Annotated in this window: 19 protein-coding genes; 2 read left to right on the top strand and 17 right to left on the bottom strand. The window is 39.5% G+C overall.

The window, feature by feature from the left end:
- Nucleotides 1-19 precede the first annotated feature (19 nt).
- A complete protein-coding gene (locus tag EGC82_RS19260) occupies nucleotides 20-619 on the top strand; it encodes a hypothetical protein (protein ID WP_124732186.1) in 600 nt (199 codons plus the stop codon).
- Here the strand turns inward: EGC82_RS19260 and EGC82_RS19255 are convergent.
- From EGC82_RS19255 to EGC82_RS19245, 3 genes are all read right to left on the bottom strand, one after another.
- Nucleotides 589-1,917: a diguanylate cyclase domain-containing protein gene (locus EGC82_RS19255; RefSeq protein WP_124732185.1), complete on the bottom strand. Its 1,329-nt coding sequence runs from the start codon at nucleotides 1,915-1,917 to the stop codon at nucleotides 589-591. The two genes, EGC82_RS19260 and EGC82_RS19255, sit on opposite strands and share 31 nt — an antisense overlap.
- 3 nt (nucleotides 1,918-1,920) lie before the next feature.
- Nucleotides 1,921-2,916, bottom strand: a complete 996-nt coding sequence (locus EGC82_RS19250) for an ABC transporter substrate-binding protein (RefSeq protein WP_164839168.1) — start codon at nucleotides 2,914-2,916, stop codon at nucleotides 1,921-1,923.
- Nucleotides 2,917-3,132: 216 nt separating this feature from the next.
- Nucleotides 3,133-3,855 (bottom strand): hypothetical protein, encoded by a 723-nt coding sequence (locus EGC82_RS19245; protein WP_124732183.1) that lies wholly within the window; start codon nucleotides 3,853-3,855, stop codon nucleotides 3,133-3,135.
- A gap of 374 nt (nucleotides 3,856-4,229) precedes the next feature.
- Here EGC82_RS19245 and EGC82_RS19240 point away from each other — a divergent pair, with 374 nt between their 5' ends.
- Nucleotides 4,230-6,698 (top strand): EAL domain-containing protein, encoded by a 2,469-nt coding sequence (locus EGC82_RS19240; RefSeq protein ID WP_124732182.1) that lies wholly within the window; start codon nucleotides 4,230-4,232, stop codon nucleotides 6,696-6,698.
- Nucleotides 6,699-7,413: 715 nt separating this feature from the next.
- Here the strand turns inward: EGC82_RS19240 and EGC82_RS19235 are convergent.
- The 14 genes from EGC82_RS19235 to EGC82_RS19175 form a co-directional block, all read right to left on the bottom strand.
- Nucleotides 7,414-7,665, bottom strand: coding sequence for a transposase (locus tag EGC82_RS19235; protein WP_124732181.1), 252 nt, complete (start codon nucleotides 7,663-7,665; stop codon nucleotides 7,414-7,416).
- 18 nt (nucleotides 7,666-7,683) lie between these two features.
- Nucleotides 7,684-7,836, bottom strand: coding sequence for a hypothetical protein (locus tag EGC82_RS21295; RefSeq protein ID WP_164839167.1), 153 nt, complete (start codon nucleotides 7,834-7,836; stop codon nucleotides 7,684-7,686).
- Nucleotides 7,837-8,599: 763 nt separating this feature from the next.
- Complete coding sequence (gene mgtE / locus EGC82_RS19230) at nucleotides 8,600-9,964, bottom strand: magnesium transporter (RefSeq protein ID WP_124732180.1); 1,365 nt, start codon at nucleotides 9,962-9,964, stop codon at nucleotides 8,600-8,602.
- A gap of 487 nt (nucleotides 9,965-10,451) precedes the next feature.
- On the bottom strand, nucleotides 10,452-10,727 hold the full coding sequence (locus tag EGC82_RS19225) for an HPr family phosphocarrier protein (protein WP_124732179.1): 276 nt from the start codon (nucleotides 10,725-10,727) through the stop codon (nucleotides 10,452-10,454).
- 20 nt (nucleotides 10,728-10,747) lie between these two features.
- The gene (gene rapZ, locus EGC82_RS19220; RefSeq protein ID WP_124732178.1) at nucleotides 10,748-11,611 is read right to left on the bottom strand and encodes an RNase adapter RapZ; all 864 of its coding nucleotides are present in this window, start codon (nucleotides 11,609-11,611) and stop codon (nucleotides 10,748-10,750) included.
- Nucleotides 11,608-12,051 carry a PTS IIA-like nitrogen regulatory protein PtsN gene (gene ptsN, locus EGC82_RS19215; protein ID WP_124732177.1) on the bottom strand — a complete coding sequence of 148 codons (444 nt, stop codon included), beginning with the start codon at nucleotides 12,049-12,051 and terminating at the stop codon, nucleotides 11,608-11,610. The genes rapZ and ptsN overlap by 4 nt, the downstream gene beginning before the upstream one ends.
- Nucleotides 12,052-12,053: 2 nt before the next feature.
- Nucleotides 12,054-12,341: a ribosome hibernation promoting factor gene (gene hpf / locus EGC82_RS19210; RefSeq protein ID WP_124732176.1), complete on the bottom strand. Its 288-nt coding sequence runs from the start codon at nucleotides 12,339-12,341 to the stop codon at nucleotides 12,054-12,056.
- Between the two features lie 24 nt (nucleotides 12,342-12,365).
- Nucleotides 12,366-13,850 carry an RNA polymerase factor sigma-54 gene (locus tag EGC82_RS19205; protein WP_124732175.1) on the bottom strand — a complete coding sequence of 495 codons (1,485 nt, stop codon included), beginning with the start codon at nucleotides 13,848-13,850 and terminating at the stop codon, nucleotides 12,366-12,368.
- A gap of 143 nt (nucleotides 13,851-13,993) precedes the next feature.
- Nucleotides 13,994-14,725 carry an LPS export ABC transporter ATP-binding protein gene (gene lptB, locus EGC82_RS19200; protein WP_124732174.1) on the bottom strand — a complete coding sequence of 244 codons (732 nt, stop codon included), beginning with the start codon at nucleotides 14,723-14,725 and terminating at the stop codon, nucleotides 13,994-13,996.
- Nucleotides 14,722-15,303 (bottom strand): lipopolysaccharide transport periplasmic protein LptA, encoded by a 582-nt coding sequence (gene lptA / locus EGC82_RS19195; RefSeq protein WP_124732173.1) that lies wholly within the window; start codon nucleotides 15,301-15,303, stop codon nucleotides 14,722-14,724. Before lptA ends, lptB begins: the two co-directional genes overlap by 4 nt.
- Nucleotides 15,290-15,850 carry an LPS export ABC transporter periplasmic protein LptC gene (gene lptC, locus EGC82_RS19190; protein WP_124732172.1) on the bottom strand — a complete coding sequence of 187 codons (561 nt, stop codon included), beginning with the start codon at nucleotides 15,848-15,850 and terminating at the stop codon, nucleotides 15,290-15,292. Before lptC ends, lptA begins: the two co-directional genes overlap by 14 nt.
- Nucleotides 15,847-16,413: a 3-deoxy-manno-octulosonate-8-phosphatase KdsC gene (gene kdsC, locus EGC82_RS19185; RefSeq protein WP_124732171.1), complete on the bottom strand. Its 567-nt coding sequence runs from the start codon at nucleotides 16,411-16,413 to the stop codon at nucleotides 15,847-15,849. Before kdsC ends, lptC begins: the two co-directional genes overlap by 4 nt.
- Nucleotides 16,414-16,415: 2 nt before the next feature.
- Nucleotides 16,416-17,393 carry a KpsF/GutQ family sugar-phosphate isomerase gene (locus EGC82_RS19180; RefSeq protein WP_124732170.1) on the bottom strand — a complete coding sequence of 326 codons (978 nt, stop codon included), beginning with the start codon at nucleotides 17,391-17,393 and terminating at the stop codon, nucleotides 16,416-16,418.
- A gap of 44 nt (nucleotides 17,394-17,437) precedes the next feature.
- Nucleotides 17,438-18,400, bottom strand: coding sequence for a calcium/sodium antiporter (locus EGC82_RS19175; RefSeq protein WP_124732169.1), 963 nt, complete (start codon nucleotides 18,398-18,400; stop codon nucleotides 17,438-17,440).
- Nucleotides 18,401-18,462 lie beyond the last annotated feature (62 nt).

The following is an 18,462-nucleotide window of genomic DNA, read 5'->3' as shown; positions in this document are numbered from 1 at the left end:
AATGTTGTGGAGGTGACTTATGCAGACGAGTAAGCAGTGGGCTTTGATGCCATTACTAGGGCTCAGTTATGGTTTTATATTAATAATGACGAGCTCAGTTAGTGCTCAGCCTTCGTTAGCTAATGAGTATTCTAATCGGGTTTCGCATTCTGTTGGGTCTCAACATAACCGTCATCGTCAACATAATAACCATGGTCAGTATAATAATCATTATCGAAATCCTTGGCGTTGGGGGCTTGGCTGGGATCAAGGTTGGGGGATTAATCAAGGTTGGGGTCCTAGTATTGGATTTAGTTGGAGCAATGGCAATAACTTGCGATATGGCTCTGCTTGGGGAAATGATGATTATCGCAGAAGTCGTTATGGTTTTTCACCCTATTCAAACCTGTCCAATTCTGGTTATCAATCACAACACATTGAGGTTGTCGATACGGTGGTAGTTGCGCCGCCATCACGAACCACAACTAGTATTGAGTATGCTTCAGGTCTAAGCCAATTACCTGAAAATGCTAAAGTAATTCAGCGAGCCAATGGTACTGTTTATGAATGGCAAGGCGTGGAATATTATTTTGATTGGAGCACTCAAACTTATGAGGTCGCTAAAGCCGATACTCCATGATTGTCAGTATAGAAACAAAATTCAATAGTGTGATCAGCTTTAGCTTGGTACATCGCGGTATCTGCCGCACAGATGAGTTCTCGGCTATTTAAACCATGTTTAGGCAGCACACTAACACCGATACTCGCACCGACTTGTAAAGTGTGTTGGCCAACTATAATAGGTTGCTTAATACTGACCAAAAATTGATTTATTTTATATTCAATATCAATCGGATCGGGGATCATATCGAGCCAAATGATAAATTCATCGCCTCCCAATCGTCCGACAATATCAGTAGCGCGTAAATTATTGACCAAACGTTTTGCTATGGTCATGATCACTTCATCGCCAATACTGTGGCCAAGGGTATCGTTAATATCTTTAAATTTATTAAGATCAATGAACAATAATGCCGCTTGATTATCTCCACGCAAATCCCTTGCAATGGCAGTATCAATTTGTTTTATAAATGCGCGGCGGTTATAAATACCAGTTAATTCATCGTGTTCAGCTAAAAAAATCAATCGATCTTGTTGTTCAATCAGCTTGCGGGTTTGACTATCTACTTCTTGTTTTAATTCATCTTTTTTGATAGTTATTTGCGCCAGCGATTGTTTCATTTTATTAAAATTATCAGACAAAGCAGATAACTCATCGGTATCGCTAACGTTAATTTGGCTGGTTAGGTCGCCTGCGGCAAGAGCATCCATACCCTGGTTGAGTGAGGCTAATCCTTTTTTAAATCGAATTAGGGTCATAAAAGACCATGCGGTAACCAGAATCGCTAATATCAATAGCACGACTCCCACCAGGTATAATAATGTTTGTTGTTTTTGGCTTGCTTGTTTAATCGACAATTGATGAAGGCGGAACATTTCTTCAGTCATTTCTTCAATCACCATGCTGTATTTAGCTTTAAATAATCGTTCCGCTGTGAGTATTGATGACACATTGACTTGTTTGCTGTGGTAACTATTTTGAGTATTAATGAGTGTTCTAATATTAGTATTCAATCTATTAATATTCCCGATAATGAGCTTTTGCTGTATCGCCCATTGAATGTCTTCTGACAAATCTTTAGCTAATTCTGCCTGGCGCATATTCAGCTCGGAAAGCCCTCGGTCATCGGTATACTCTTGATATAGCCATAGCTGACTGCGCAAACTATCAATGCTGATTTGTAACTTCATTGAGTAATTAAGTTGACGATATATTTGTTGTTGATAATGGTGAACTTGGACTAGCGATAAGCCGACAATCAATGTAAGCAGTGAGCACAGTGCCGCGGTTAGTTTTAGACGCTTGGATAACATCATAAATTACCACCCCGCCTCTAAACCCATGAATGTTTCTAATAATTTTCGATCGAAAATCTGCCTGAAATCGGCTCTGCTTTCCTCCGAGACTAACTGATTATCAATTGCCCACTGGCTTTGAGTTTGAACATTAGAAAATAACGCATTACTGAGTGACAATCTAAAAGTATAGTCATTCCAAGAATAATTAAGTTGGGATAGATCGATATTCAACACGCTACTAATTTTTGCCTGAGCAAGATCTGGCTGCACATGAATATAATCTGTTGCATCATTAATTGATTTAAGTAGGGCTAACTTTTCGCTGGTTGATAGCGTAGTTTCTGTTAGCTCGATTAAGTTAAAGGATAAATGATATAGACCACGGCTATTAATAACTTTTGTATTTAAAGCGATTTGTTGGGTTAATAAATAACTTAATGGCTCCCAAGCTGAAATAATATCAACTTCATTATTTAATAATGCAGGAATAAGCTGGTCAGAATGTAAATATATTCGCTCTATAGGCTGCTGAGTTTTATTATACATAATGAGCAGGCTGTCGAAAAAAAACTCACTGGCACTGCCCTTTACAATACCCACTCGGGCATGGGCTAAATTATCTAACTGTTGATATTTTTGTGGTGTTAAGCTCAGGAGCTTAAGATCATTATCTGATTCTACAAAGCTGGCTAATACCGAAAAATTTGTCTGTTTAAAACTATTAAACATTACTACTGTTTCAGAGGCAGTTGCTAGATCTACTTGTTTACTTTTCAGGGCTTCGAAGCATTTAACCCCACTGTCGAATCTCACCAGTTCTACATTTAAACCGTTAGCTTTAAAGTAACCTTGCTGTTGTGCAATAAAAAAAGGTGCTGAAAGAGGAGTGTTAGAAACCGCTATTTTGATAGGATCTTTTAAGGCTGACACCGAAAGAGCTTGGCTTGTTCCAAGGTCACAACTGACAATGCCGGTGACCATTAAAGCCCACAGCAAAAGATTAAACACTTTGATCATAAACATACTTCAATAAGGAATAGGTAACATTAAGTGTAGCTAATGTATATTTTTTTGGTGAAAAATATAAGTAAATGAATAGATTTTTTTTAATATTATCAATCGATAGCATTAATATTAAGTTATAAATAATGACATTATAGGATTCATTATAATCATTAAGTCGAATGCTGATTAGTTATTTGATTTTTTTCAATAACTTAGGGTAGTTAATTTCTATTTGCATTCACGTTGAGTTTTCATTAAAAAGGGATGCATTTCTGCTAATATATGTTCTGCTTGTTTAAACTTTAGCTCAGTTATTGATTTTGTCAATAATTCAATGTGTTGCGGTGCAATGATCTTGAGTGTTTTGGCTACTTTCATAAAGGTTTTCATCGCATTCATATTATAGTGACTAACCTCTTCCATTAGAGTGGCATAAAGCATCATAAATTCATCGTTTACCGCTAATGTTGGTATTAGATCTTGCTCATGTGTGACTTGTAAATTCGTTTCTATCATCTCACTGAATGTTGTCGTGAGTAACTGATTAGTCATTAACTTATCTAATAATGTTTCAATAAATTGGTTAAATTCAACAGGAGTATAATGTGTTAGTTTGGTGTCATGATATTTAGCATAGAGCGCTAAATCGGTGAAACCGAATGTTGCAGCAGAGCTTTTAAGTGTGTGCAGCATAAGAGAGATTTCTGCCGGAATTAATGTAGGCGTCATGGTTTGTTTGATGTAAAGCGATAAGTCCTGAGTGAACAGTTTCATTGCATTATAATAAAGAGATTCATTGCCACCAAACCGAGCTAGTGCATCTTGGTATGCAAGCTGATGTTGCGTACAAAAGAGGGCTAATTTTTCGTTACTGGTGCTAATGTCTATGTCATCATCATTATGTACATATTCGATGGCGCGGCCTTTTCTAAGCTTATTTATTAGGGTCATATCATCATTTCCATCTGTTAGAAAGTCATTTAGTCTAGGCGGTTTTATATTGAATGTGTGGCGGTTAATCTTTTTTATAAGAACATATATTCCAGTATTTCCACTTACTATCACTTTTATCTTGTTAGCTTTTAATCATTATGAGGAGGTATATTCTTTATTCAGTATAGGCTGTTTTATGGAGTATCTAATATACTCACTTGATGTTAAGTTGAATGAGATAAAACTTATCAAGAATACGCATTAGCAGTTGTTGTTACATACTCATAAAAAGTAAGCTACTATAAAATGAGTCTTGGAGCGATTCCCCTGCATTCTGGCTAACGTTAAAACTAAATGGATGTTACATAATTAAAATAAAGGAGTTATTTTCTATGTTGTTATCTGGCCCAGTCAATATTGTTTATAACATCCTGATCATTGACGATAATCTCCAAAATGTACTTATACTTGAAAACATTTTATCTCCACTTGGTAATATCTTTTTTGCAGAGTCTGGCAGTAATGCACTCGCGTTGGTCGATAAAATTAAGCCAGATGTCATCTTACTCGACATTGAAATGCCAGACATGGATGGCTGGGAAGTGTGCCGATCACTTAAAGCTAATTCACTATATAGTGATATTCCGATTATTTTTATTACAGGTCACACAGAACCAGAGTTTGAGCGCTTGGCATTAGAAAGTGGTGGTGTCGACTTTATTACTAAGCCCTTTAATGCGCCTATTTGCTGTTTGCGGGTCCATACACAACTCAAGCTTAGGCAACAGAATCGGTTAATGGTTAAAGCTAAAGAAGAGCTGCAACAATTAGTCAATCAAGTCCCCATGCTTGTTACCTATTGGGATAATCAAGGCCATAATTTATTTAGCAATGATTATTCTGGTTTGTGGTTTGAGAGCTTGAACAGCAATATTAAAGGTAAGCATATTTCGACTATTTTTCCTGATGAACTCAGTAATGCGATTTTAAAGCATCACCGCCATATATCTTCTGATGCGTTAAAGTATGTTGTTACTGTTCCTCAAAAAGGGATGATGAGTTTTTACGAAGTTTTTCAGTCAGAAATGAAATCAAGTGCTGGAGTTGATGGTTACTTAGTGACTGTCGTTGACGTTTCTGAAGTAAAACATGCTAAGCAAGCATTGTACTCAGAAAAAGAGCGTCTTCGAGTGACACTTAATTCTATTGGTGATGCGGTTATTGCCACAGATATTAAAGGATTGATTACTTTTATGAACCCGATTGCGGAGCGCATGACGGGTTGGAGGTTGAAAGAAGCATTGCATCAAAAAATTGAAAATGTAATGCATTTGAAAGATTCTGATACCCAGCAAACATTATTAAATCCTTTATATATCGCGTTGCGTGAACAGCGAATCGTGGCGATGGCCCTAAACAGCCAGTTAACATCACTTGGCGGACATGTGTTTGCTGTGGAAGATTCTGCTGCCCCTATCCGTAATGAAAATGGTGAAGTAATAGGTGCCATTATGGTCTTTCATGATGTTGGCGAAGCGATGGCTATGGCAATAAAAATGAGCCATTTAGCCAATCATGATCAGTTAACTGATTTACCTAATCGGATATTACTTCAAGACCGATTAAGCGTCGCATGTTCAACGGCAAAATCCTATGGCACCAAAGCGGCTGCATTATTAGTAGATATTGATCATTTTAAGTATCTTAATGATTCGTTAGGACATCGATACGGTGATGAACTTATTTGTTTAATGGCAAAGCGAATACGGACCTTAATACCCGCATCGTATACATTAGCCAGATTAGGCGGTGACGAATTTGTGATTCTAATGAGCGATACTAATTCAGTTGATGCTTGTTCGCAATTAGCATCGACATTAGTTGAAGCAATGCATGAACCTTTTATTCTAGACAATCAAAAGTTTAATGTCTCCGTTAGCATTGGCATTAGCGTGTTCCCTAATGACGCTGCAGATGCTGAAGAATTAATGAGACATGCTGACGTTGCCATGTATCGCGCCAAGCAGGAAGGGCGTAATCGTTTTTGCTTTTTCTCGCATGATTTAGAAAATGCCATGATGGAGCGCCATCATTTAGAGACGTGCTTAAGAAAGGCATTAATCAACAACCAGCTTTTTGTGCATTATCAGCCTAAATTTGATTTACAGACTAACGCTATTGTTGGTGCTGAAGCATTGGCAAGATTAGTTAATGATGAGGGAGTGTGTATTTCTCCTACAGAGTTTATTCCATTAGCAGAAGAGTCTGGTTTAATTATTCTGTTAGGCAAACAGGTGCTTAATAAGGCCTGTGCAGAAGCTAAGCGCTGGTTGGATATGGGTCATGCTATCCCTATTTCGGTGAATGTTGCTGCGGCACAGTTTACCGACTCTAGCTTGCCCTGTGTGATCAAAGATGCATTATTGAGTCATGGTCTACCAGCACATTTACTTGAATTAGAAATCACCGAAACGGCATTAATGGTTGATGCTGCTGAAATGCAAAATAGGTTGAGTGAGTTAACTTCATTGGGTATCAAAATTTCGATTGATGACTTCGGCACAGGCTATTCCAGCCTGGCCTATTTGAAAAAATTCAATGTCGATGTGATGAAGATTGATATGTCTTTTATTAAAGATATGCTCAACAATAAGCACGATTATGAAATTGTTAAGACTATTATTTCATTAGGTAAATCGATGGGGTTAGTCTTAATCGCTGAGGGTGTTGAAACTGAAGCACAACGCTACGCATTAATTGAGTTAGGATGCTTTATGGGCCAAGGGTATTTGTTTAGTCGTCCTTTAATGACCATTGATTTTGAAACCTTGCTATTACAAAACCAATTACTGGAAGTGTAAATATTATTGAGGGTAAACGGTAGTTTACTTGGTTAAGTATGAGCTAGTTTGAGTCAATAGCGATAAAAAAGCCCCATTGCATCCTTTGCTTTGGGGCTTTTGTTTGCATTGTATTTTTTGTTGTCGTGGTATTCAACACCTTCCGCATCAATCGGTATTAACGATGCTGTAAAGTGTTACTAAGCTCGCTATTATTATTTTGAGCTTATCAGCCAAGGGCAGGAATAAAAATGACGTTATTGGATAATAAATCCTGGGGACCCAATAACGCCTTAACTGTAATGTTAGCTGCCTTCCTAACGGCTAACGGTGGGACAATAAAGTGGCAAGGATGCAAGTATTTTGCGCTTATTATTAGAATGTTATTGCTGTGTATTATCAACTTGCTGGGGAACGAGTTGTTATTACGGTCAAACATCCTTGCCAAAACGGTTTTGATACTTAGCTCCACTAATGGTGACAGTAGCTCCATCAATAACGAACGCTAAAATAGCTCAATAAAAATGACGTTATTGGATAATAGATCCTGGGGACCCAATAACGCCTTAACTGTTATGCTAGCTGCTTTTTTAACGGCTAACGGTGGGACAATAAAGTGGCAAGGATGCAAGATTTTTTGCGCTTATTATTAGAATGTTGTTGCTGTGTATTATCAACTTGCTGGGGAACGAGTTGTTATTACGGCCAAACATCCTTGCCAAAACGGTTTATCTTACTAACTTGCCATTGTTTGTAATTGCTGGCTTAACAGGGCAATTTTTTGTTGTAAATAAGCTATTTCTGATACGATAGCTCCTTTACTTTCTGTTTGACGAGCATCGCTATTTCTTATCCATTGGTAAACTGTTTTAGCTGAGACACCGTATTGTTTAGCCACATCAGACAATAAGCGCTTGTGGTTTTTGACTTCATTAATCACTTGTGTCTGTAAGTCCACTGAATACTGTTTTGTACTAGATATATACATCAAATAATTCCTGTAAATTTATCTGTGTTTACCTGAGCGAGTTTCTACTTCATCCCATTGGCTGTAACCGATATGTGCGAAGAAAAAAATATTGTGGCGACCTTGTGCAATCGCATTACTGACCATGGTATTTATCGACTGAATGCGATTCTTTATGGTTACTTTATTCATTGCCATCTCCTACAACAGCCACAGACTGCTCAAAAATAAAACTACTACTTAGTGGGTATACATTACTATATGGAAAGCTTGTGCCAACTTTAATATATATTTTTAATGTATATTTATCAGTGTGTTAATTTTTTATGCGGTTTATATATTTTCTATCTATTAACTAATTTGGTGCAGTTGCACTAATTTGGTGATAAATAATAGTCTAATCAAAGCCATTTGATCCGTTGTTGTTGTTGCGCAGTATCGATGATAAATATGGCAATAAAAGGTCAGGTTAATGACAACATGAGGACAGAGTTATAATTAAATGGCTAGAACTTATGGTTTGAAAATAATGTAAGTCATTTGAATTCGGTTGAAGACGCGCTGCTTAATATCGCTATTTTTAGCTTTTTCGATGTAGATTTTTTAGTTCTAGGTAATTATTATGTCCTGAAACCGTCTAGATATGAGTAATAAAATCGACCTAAGCAGAGGTTGAACTCATAAAATAACTAATGAATTAATACATTGATTATCTGTAATTCAAGTTAAATAATCTCATCACGAGTTAAGAGGTGGGATAAGTAAGATAAACAACATTTGACCTATTTATATCAAGGCCTGTCATTTTGCGGCTCACAAGGCGCAGGCTTTGATTAGCTGCTTCGTTTATAGCAAGTTTATTGCGAATCAATGCAACACCGTGAGCGAGACAAAGGACGGTATGATAACGATTACCTGCCCCGATCTGCGGTGGTTTAACTATTAGATCAATACGCTAGTGCACGAGATACAGTGTCGCCAAACCTAAAAATGCAAATAAGCCAACCACATCTGTCACTGTGGTAAGTACCATGCCTCCAGCAAGTGCAGGGTCGATATTGAGCTTTTTGAGCATGATTGGAATGGTAGCGCCAGCAAAGCCTGCCACTGTCATATTAATCAGCATAGCACTGCCAATTAATCCGCCTAACGCGATGTCGTCTTTCCACAGCCATACTGCAAAAAAAACCAACACAGACCACATTATGCCGTTGAGCAATCCGATACCGAGCTCTTTGCCTATCAACCAACGTGAATTACTTTGGCCAATATGTCCAAGTGCAATACCACGGATCACCAGTGCTAAAGTTTGATTGCCGGCAACGCCGCCCATACTTGGAACGATAGTCATTAAAATCGCGATAGTAGCAAACTGCTCCAAGGTGCCCTCAAACATATTACTGACAGATGAGGCAAGTAAGGCAGCAAATAAGTTAATCGTTAACCATAGAGAGCGTCTTAGGGTGCTTTTTAGCACTGGACCAAAGGTATCCTCATCATCATCCATCCCTGCCATACCCATCATTGAATGTTCGGCATCTTCACGGATCACATCGATAATATCATCGATAGTGATCCGTCCAAGTAATTTTGCTTGGCTATCGACGACAGGAGCGGATATCCAATCGAGTCGTTCAAATTTTTGTGCGACATCTTTATCAGACATCTCAACCGGAATACTTTCTAACTCTGTGTCCATAATACTGCGAACTGTGACGCTAGGATCGCATGTTAGTAAATCGACTAACCTGACTCCGCCTAAAACATGATCTTGACGGTCGACAACATATAAGGTGTCGGTAGTGTCGGGCAAATTTCCTCGTTGACGTAAATAGCGCAATACCACTTCGATATTCACATCGGGCCTAAGGGTGACAGTATCGGTGTTCATGATACTGCCAGCGGTATCATCAGGGTAACGCAGTGCCTGTTCTACTCTGTCCCGGTCTTGGCTTCGCATTGATTTGAGTACTTTCTTGTAAACAGTATCGGGTAAGCTTCGGAGAATATAAGCAAGGTCATCGGTGTCCATTCCGATTGTGGCTTGAGCAAGTTTTTCTGGTGTCATGCTGCTAATGAGTGAATCTTTGAGTTCTTCACCTAATTCGTCAAGAATTTCACCCGCATATTGTTGATCAATGAGTTGCCATAATACCTGTCGATTTTTGGGCGGTGATGATTCGAGAATGAGCGCGACATCGTTAGGCGACATGGTATGTAACATATTACGAGCATGGACAAACAAACCACTGTCTAGCGCTTGAGCAAGTTGATTGAGTCGTTGTTCTGTTATCTCATTGTCTAGGTACTCTTTACCCATATATCTACTTCCTATTTATCATACCAATATCATTAAGTATGTCATCATGTTGGGCTGCTCAGGCTTGTTTGTTCAAGACGTATTAGAACCATAATAGTTGTTGCTTACGTAAGACAATGTAACGCATAAATGGAATACAGGGGTTGTTTCCGCTGGACGAAATTATGCATTGTTTAGGCTGCTTTATATAATATAGACAAACGACTGCACGGATGCAGAGTCATACTGGATCCGTTGCTGAAAGCAGTTAAATTAGTATCATGTTAAACGCTAAACTCTCGCAGATTGAACTGATACTTAATCAGATTGGTATCTGCGCCGTGAGATAAACCTAAGGGCTAATATTGTCGGGGAATTGATGCCCACTGTTGAGCAATCAATGTCGTGACAGTGTGGTTATTATGGGCATTGTCTTCAGTGGCCATAATAACTAGATATGATGGTAGATTAAAAAATTAATGATTTGCCAATCGTACTATTCACAAATTTAGCAAGACTCATCAAATTTTGCATTGATGAGATCACACACTGCGTTTAATGCTACTTCGGCATCTGGACCTTGTGCCGTTACCGTGATAATTTTTCCTATGCCACTTTCAAGCATTAACAACCCCAGTACGCTCGCTGCACTGGCATTTTTATCGCCTTGAGTTAAGGTAATATTGGCATCAAAATCATAGGCTAAAACCGCTAATTTTGTTGCTGCTCGGGCATGTAGTCCTAATTTATTTGAAATGGTAACTTGGCGTTCAAGTTTGATCATCCGTTCGATCCTATGCTCACTTAGCTATTGGTACCACTTATCTTTAATTCTCTGTGGCGAGCATTAACAGTATGTTTACTGCCTTGTCTAAATCGTTTTGCTAATTGGTCTGCAATATATACCGAACGATGCTGGCCACCAGTACATCCAATAGCGATGGTAAGGTAGCTGCGATTGTTGCGTTCTAAATGCGGCATCCAGGTTTCAAATAGATTTTCAATTTGCCAGATAAACTTATTAACCAATGGTTGTCGACCTAAGAATTCTTGTACTGGTTCATCTAAACCTGTAAAGGGACGCAGCTCTATTTCCCAGTGTGGATTAGGCAGGAAGCGCACATCAAACATAAAGTCAGCTTCAGTTGGCATGCCGTGCTTAAAGCCAAAAGATTCAAAGTTAATCACTAACTCTTTATCGACACTGCCTAATAATATTTGCCTAACCTGATCGCTTAATTCGTAGATGTTCAGTGCAGAAGTATCTATGTAATGGTCAACAATTTTTGCGATTGGCTCAAGTAAATGGCCTTCTAGTTTTATCGCTTCTTGCAGTGAAATATGATTTTTAGATAACGGGTGTAATCGACGTGTTTCGCTGTAGCGCTTAAGTAATACTTTATCATTAGAATTTAAAAAGAAGCTGATAATTTCAGTGTCATCTTCAAGTAGGGCTAATTGGTCTTGCAGCACTTTGCCTTGTTCAGCAATGTTACGCACATCAACACTAATCGCCACTAAATCATTACTGCCCTTTAGCTGGGCTAGTAATGTGCCAATAAGTGGTAAAGGCAAATTATCAACACAATAATATCCTAGGTCTTCTAATACTCTCAGGGCAACGGACTTTCCTGAGCCTGAACGTCCCGATACTATGACAAGTTTCATGCAGTTATAACCTGATAAAGTTCTGTTGAGTCGTGAGTTTTACGAAGCTGTTTCAATATTTGCTTATCGCTTAGCTTTTTAGCCATACTCGATAATGTGCCTAAATGTTGCTGGCACTGATCTGCTGGTACTAACAAAGCAAATAAAATATCCACGGGCTGCTTATCTATTGCATCAAAGGCAATGGCTTCTTCACATTTAACAAATATCGCAATAGGGTGATCAATGGTCGTCAACCGACCATGAGGTATCGCAATGCCATTTCCTATACCTGTGCTACCCATTTTCTCTCTCGCTAATAGGCTTTCAAAAACCTCTTGCGAAGACAGGGTTGGGTACTGGGCAGCGACTAAATTGCTGATGAGTTCCAGTACTTTTTTCTTACTGCCCGGTGTGGCACAGGTAGTGCATTCCGGCTGCAGAATGGTACAAAGTTCCATCGTTAGTGTTTTGTATACTTCTCTTTGTGTTTAATTACCTGACGGTCGAGTTTATCGATCAGGGCGTCTATAGCAGCATACATATCATTACTTTCTGACATGGCAAAAATCTCTGCACCATTAAGGTTGATTTTAGCTTCTGCTTTTTGTTGTAATTTTTCTACATTGAGCACAACGTGTACATTATGGATCTGATCGAAGTGCCGTTCAAGCTTTGAAAATTTACCTTGCACGTATTCACGTAAAGATTCGGTTATGTCGACATGACGCCCAGTTAAATTTATTTGCATAAAAATTCCTCCATTACCTGTAGATTATAAACTCTTACGTTGGTTTGAGGGCGGGATCATCATTGCTTCACGGTATTTTGCAATCGTACGACGAGCAACGTTTATGCCCTGTTCTGCCAGAAGTTGAGCCATTTTACTGTCACTTAACGGTTTTTTCTGGTTTTCTGCAGCAACCAGCTTTTTGATAAAAGCACGAATGGCTGTTGATGAGCATTCCCCGCCATCATCTGTGCTGACATGACTAGAGAAGAAGTATTTTAGTTCAAATAGCCCACGAGGAGTGTGCATATATTTCTGTGTGGTGACACGCGAAATAGTTGATTCATGCATTTCTACCGCTTCAGCTATGTCATTAAGTACCATAGGCTTCATAGCTTCTTCACCATATTCAAAGAAGCCTTGCTGAAATTTCACAATGCAGTTGGCTACCTTGAGTAAGGTATCATTGCGGCTTTCGATACTTTTAATAAACCATTTAGCCTCTTGCAAGTGACCGCGAATAAATTGACTGTCAGATGAGCTTTTACTATTTCTGGCCATCGCGGCATATTGCTGATTAACGCCAATCTTAGGCATATTGTCTGGATTTAACTCTACAACCCAACGGCCATTTTTCTTTAGTACTGTGACATCTGGGATGACGTATTCGTCATCAATGGCGGTAATTAATAAGCCCGGACGGGGATTGAGTGACTGGATTAGGGTGATGGCATCACGCAATTCATTTTCTTTTAGCTTAGTTTTACGCATTAATAATCTGAAATCACGGCCAGCAATTAAATCTAAATAGTTTTTAATTAGCAGTCGAGCATTATCAATATGTGGTGTTGTATTGGCATATTGGGCTAATTGAATGATCAAACATTCACTTAAATCACGTGCAGCAACGCCAACGGGGTCAAAGTGTTGAATGCGTTTTAATACTGCTTCAACTTCATCGAGCTCAACATTTTCATCGCCCATGGCTTCGAGAATGTCTTCAGTGCTTTGGGTTAAATAGCCGCGTTCATCTATGGCATCAATAATGGCTGTAGCAATCGCCAAATCGGTCTCTGAAAATGGCGTAAGATTTTTTTGCCATTCTAAATGTTCATACAAACCTTCGGTAGTTTCACCTTGGAAAGGCATGTCATCATCGCGCATGCTCGCACTGCCTGAACCCGACATCGGTGAGGCGGTATAGACCTCATCCCATGTGGTATCCATGGCTAAATCATCCATGGTTTCTTTGGTCATGGATTCTGCTGTGTCGACTGTGGAGGTGTCTTTTTCAACATTGACTATGCTGTTGTCACTAAAGTCGGTATCAGCTTGGTCACGATGTTCTTTTATGGGATCTTTTGCTTCAGGAAACTCATCTTCTATTTCAAGTAATGGATTTGAATCCAATGCTTGTTGGATTTCTTGCTGTAGCTCCAATGACGATAATTGCAGTAAGCGAATGGCTTGCTGCAATTGTGGGGTCATGGTTAAGTGTTGACCCATTTTAAGTTGGAGTGACGCTTTCATTTACCGCTTATCCCTAGATGATTTCCATAAAAATGACAATCTCAAAAAATGTAATGGATTGCCACATACATCAATGACATTTAACCCTGTTTAGATATCGTTCAATGAAATGAGTTAGATAGACTAAAAGGCCAGTAAAGTAACTATAGCTTGAATTGTTCACCTAAGTACACAGCACGAACTTGTTGATTGCTCAATATCTCTTCAGGTGTACCTTCGGCAATTAAATTGCCTTGGCTAACAATATAAGCTCGCTCACAAACGTCTAAGGTTTCACGGACGTTATGGTCGGTAATTAATACCCCTAAACCGCGATTTTTAAGTTGTTGAATAATTTTTTTTATGTCGATGACCGAAATAGGGTCAACACCCGCAAAGGGCTCATCGAGTAAAATAAATTTGGGATTAGCCGCTAAAGCGCGTGCAATTTCAACTCGGCGACGCTCTCCACCCGACAAGGACATGCCTTGGCTGTCGCGAATGTGGGTGATATGAAATTCTTCTAACAAATGTTCTACTTGCTCAATACGTTGGTCGGTACTGAGCTCTTTGCGAGTTTGCAACACGGCCATAATATTGTCGTATACGGTGAGCTTGCGGAAAATACTGGCTTCTTGTGGTAAGTAACCTATACCTTTGCGGGCGCGCAAATGCATTGGGTCGGCTGTAAGGTCGTCATCATCAATGAGGATCCGACCTTTATCGCTTTTTACTAAGCCCACCACCATATAAAAAGTGGTTGTTTTACCTGCACCATTTGGGCCTAAAAGACCAACAATTTGGCCGGTTTTAACCGTTAAACTCACATCTTTGACAACTTGACGAGCTTTATAGCTTTTAGCTAGATTTTCAGCAGTTAACGTTATTTGGGTCATGGTTTGATCTGCTTGTTAACCGGAATTTCAGGGAGTTGTTGTTTAGGTGCAGTCTCGTCTTGGAAGTTCTCAGGTTGAATGATGGTAATCACTCGATCTGGTCCTTTACCAGTGCTTTCAGCAATCAACTCTTGCGCATTGATATTGTACTTAATTCGATTACCAGTAACTTGGCTGCCTGATTGATCCAGTTTAGCATTACCTGTCAATGTGAGTGTGGTCGTAGCTAGGTCATAACTAATTTCGTCAGCACTGGCAGTACCAATTTGGCCGTCATCTAATTCTTGCGAAAACGTTGCTGGTGAGCCTGTAGCGATAAGCCGTTTACTGGTACTGTTTTCGGGGGTAAACGCTCGTAGTTCATCGGCATTGATATTAATGGTGCCTTGGACAATAGTAACCGGACCATTAAAGACAATTTGGTTGTTTTTAATGTCGGCAGATTGACTGACCGAAGCGATTTTTAATTCTTGTTTAAGATCACCTTGTTTCGCCGCAGCAGGCAAACTCAGTATACAAAGTATGCTGCTTAACAACATAACATTGGCGCGAGTGTGGAGACGATTAATGTGGCTCATATGTTCCTTCTACCTGGCTAAGTAGCGATAATTTTTGCGAATTCAAGTCGGCATGCAAGCCTAAACCTTGAATAATAAACCCTTTGCCTTTGATGTACACCATCTCTTGCGAAGTACCTATCATGGTGGTTAAGTCCACGGCAATAGCTTGGGTACTCAATGACTGTAGAGGTTCTTCTATATCAATGGCATCAATAATAACATTTTTTTCTAATATGACTTTGCTGGTATTTTTATTCAGCTGTCCTTTGTCTGCCGTTAATTTCCATTGTGCTTTACCATTTTCAGGGTAAATAAGGTAGACAGGTTTAGTAAAGTGAGTGATGTCACTTGAAGCGTAATGCTCCATATGTTCTGCACTGACTCGACTTTCGACAAAACCGAATTGATTGAATTCAGTGGTGCGGAGATTATCCGCAATAAAGTCTGGGCGCTCAATACCGCGCACTTTCACCGCGTCCAGTTCACTACGCTTTATTTGTGCTTGCCAGTACAATAAAAAAGCAAGCCCAAAAAAAACCACAATACCTAGGGTGATTCTATTCATATACTCATGCCATGAGCGCTATCAAATTTGTCTTGGCTTAATAATAATAAATCGGTGAGTTCACGAAGCGCGCCATGTCCGCCATTAAGGGTCGTTGTCATATGACAGTGTTGTTTCACAAACGGATGACCATCACCGACACAAACCGCTAATCCTACGGCTTTCATTACCGGAAGGTCTACCATGTCATCGCCAATGTAAGCTACTTCATCTGCACTAACATTATACAGCGACATAAGCTGCTCAAACGGCTCAAACTTATTATCAATACCTTGATAAATATGTTGGATACCTAATGCCGTCATACGGGTGTCGACAATTTTTGATTTACGACCGGTAATAACGGCAACATGAATGTTGCTAGTAAGCAGTGAGCGAACACCATAACCGTCTCGTGTGTGAAAGGCTTTGAGTTCTTCACCGGCGTTACTGAGGTAAATTCGTCCATCTGAAAATACCCCATCGACATCACAGATTAACAATTTGATTTTCTGTGCTCGTTGCCAAATATCATTGCTGATAGGGCCGTAAAATCCTTGCTGACACTCGGTTGATTCTGACATGATTAAATGACTCCTGCTTTAACCATATCGAGCATGTTTAATGCCCCGATCGGTTGATGTTTTTCATTGACGACAATCAGTCCATTGATGCTTTTTTCATCCATGATTTGTAGTGCTTGTGCCGCTAAAATACCGCTAGGGCAAGTTACACAGTTTTTAGTCATAACCTGGGCTATCGGCGTGGTTCGAAGGTTTACTTCGGCATCGATAACTCGGCGTAAATCACCATCGGTAAAAATACCTACAAGTTTAGTAGCACAGTCAACGATAGCGGTCATACCAAGGCCTTTTTTAGATATTTCATAAAGCGCATCAGTGATGCAAATATCATTATGGACTATAGGTAAATCATCGCCTTTGTGCATAACATCATCGACTTTTAACAATAATTTTCGCCCAAGAGATCCTCCCGGGTGTGACAAGGCAAAGTCATCTCGAGTAAAGCCTTTTGCTTGCAATAGGGCAATGGCTAATGCATCACCCATTGCTAAGGTTGCAGTAGTGCTAGAGGTTGGAGCTAATCCTAATGGGCAAGCTTCTTCTTGAACGGCAATGCATAAATGAATTTTAGATAAACGCGCCATATTAGAGTCTGGTTTACCTGTGACGGCAATAACAGGTACGCCCATACGTTGTATTACTGGCATTAATGTGAGTATTTCGCTCGACTCACCAGAGTTAGAAATAGCGAGTACAATATCGTTCTTAGCCAATGCACCTAAATCACCATGACTGGCTTCACCAGGATGTACAAAAAATGCTGGTGTACCGGTACTGGCAAAGGTCGCCGAAATTTTATTGCCAATATGACCTGATTTGCCCATGCCCATGACAATCACTTTGCCTTTGCACTGCATGATTAATTGACATGCTTGGTCAAACTCAACAGAGTCAACATATTGATATAAATTATCTAAGGCAGCTTTTTCAATATCAATGACTTTACGGCCCCACTGACGAAATTGAGTTTGATTTACCATACAGCTCTCTCTTTTAGCTTAATACTTTATCTTTATGCTCCAATCTAATGTGATTGAAATACAACAATTTGGTACGCAATAAAGGTGATTAATAATAGTGCGCCATGCCAACGAGTCAGTTGTTGCTTGGCTCCACTGGATAACACTAAAATGGCTAATGCCGCACTGGTGCCTAAGACCATATAGAAGTCTCTGCCACTGGCTGAAGCATCTATTTCACCAGGTGAAATTAACCCTGGTAATGCCAGTACGGCAAGAATATTAAATAAGTTCGAACCAACAATATTACCAATGACCAAGTCATGCTCTTTTTTTAACACACCAGCAATACAAGCAGCTAATTCCGGTAGGCTTGTGCCCACAGCGATGATGGTTAAGCCAATAACAAGGTCCGATAGGCCATAAAATTTTGCAATACCCACGGCACCATCTACCATCCAACTTGCCGATAGGGGCAGTAATATAATACCAATAACTAGCCAAATGATAGCATGAAAGGTTGGCACATCTTTAGGGATCTCAGATTCAAGTTCAGTATCTAAGCTATCGGGAGTTTTATCATGAGTCGCTTGCCAAATAAAATATCCCATTAACAGCAAAAGTATCACGATGAGCATGATACCTTCTGCCTGTGTTAACACATTATCATGCAAGGTGTAGCCCGCAAATATTGTCGCGGCTAGCATGATAGGGATCTCGCGTTTTAAAGTCCTTGATCCCACGCTAATGGCGCCAAGTAAGGCGGTTAATCCTAAAATTAGAGTAATGTTAGCAATATTTGAACCCAATACGTTGCCAATGGCAGTATCACGCATACCATCCATTGAGGCTGTGGCTGCAACAAACATTTCGGGTGCAGAGCTACCCATAGCAACAATGGTCAGTCCAATTAGCATTGGTGGCAAACCTAAATTACGCGCAAACGCCGCCGCGCCATAAACAAATCTATCCGCACTCCAAACTAAAACAGCAAGGCCAACAATTAACATTAAGATATTAACTAGCATGTGATTCCGATAGTAATAATTTATTAACGAGCATTTTCGCTGGATTTTTATCAAATTGAAAG

The organism is Shewanella livingstonensis (genome assembly GCF_003855395.1).
GTDB lineage: Bacteria > Pseudomonadota > Gammaproteobacteria > Enterobacterales > Shewanellaceae > Shewanella > Shewanella livingstonensis.
The sequence above is the reverse complement of the archived record's forward strand: the minus strand, read 5'-3'. Positions and strand labels throughout refer to the sequence as shown.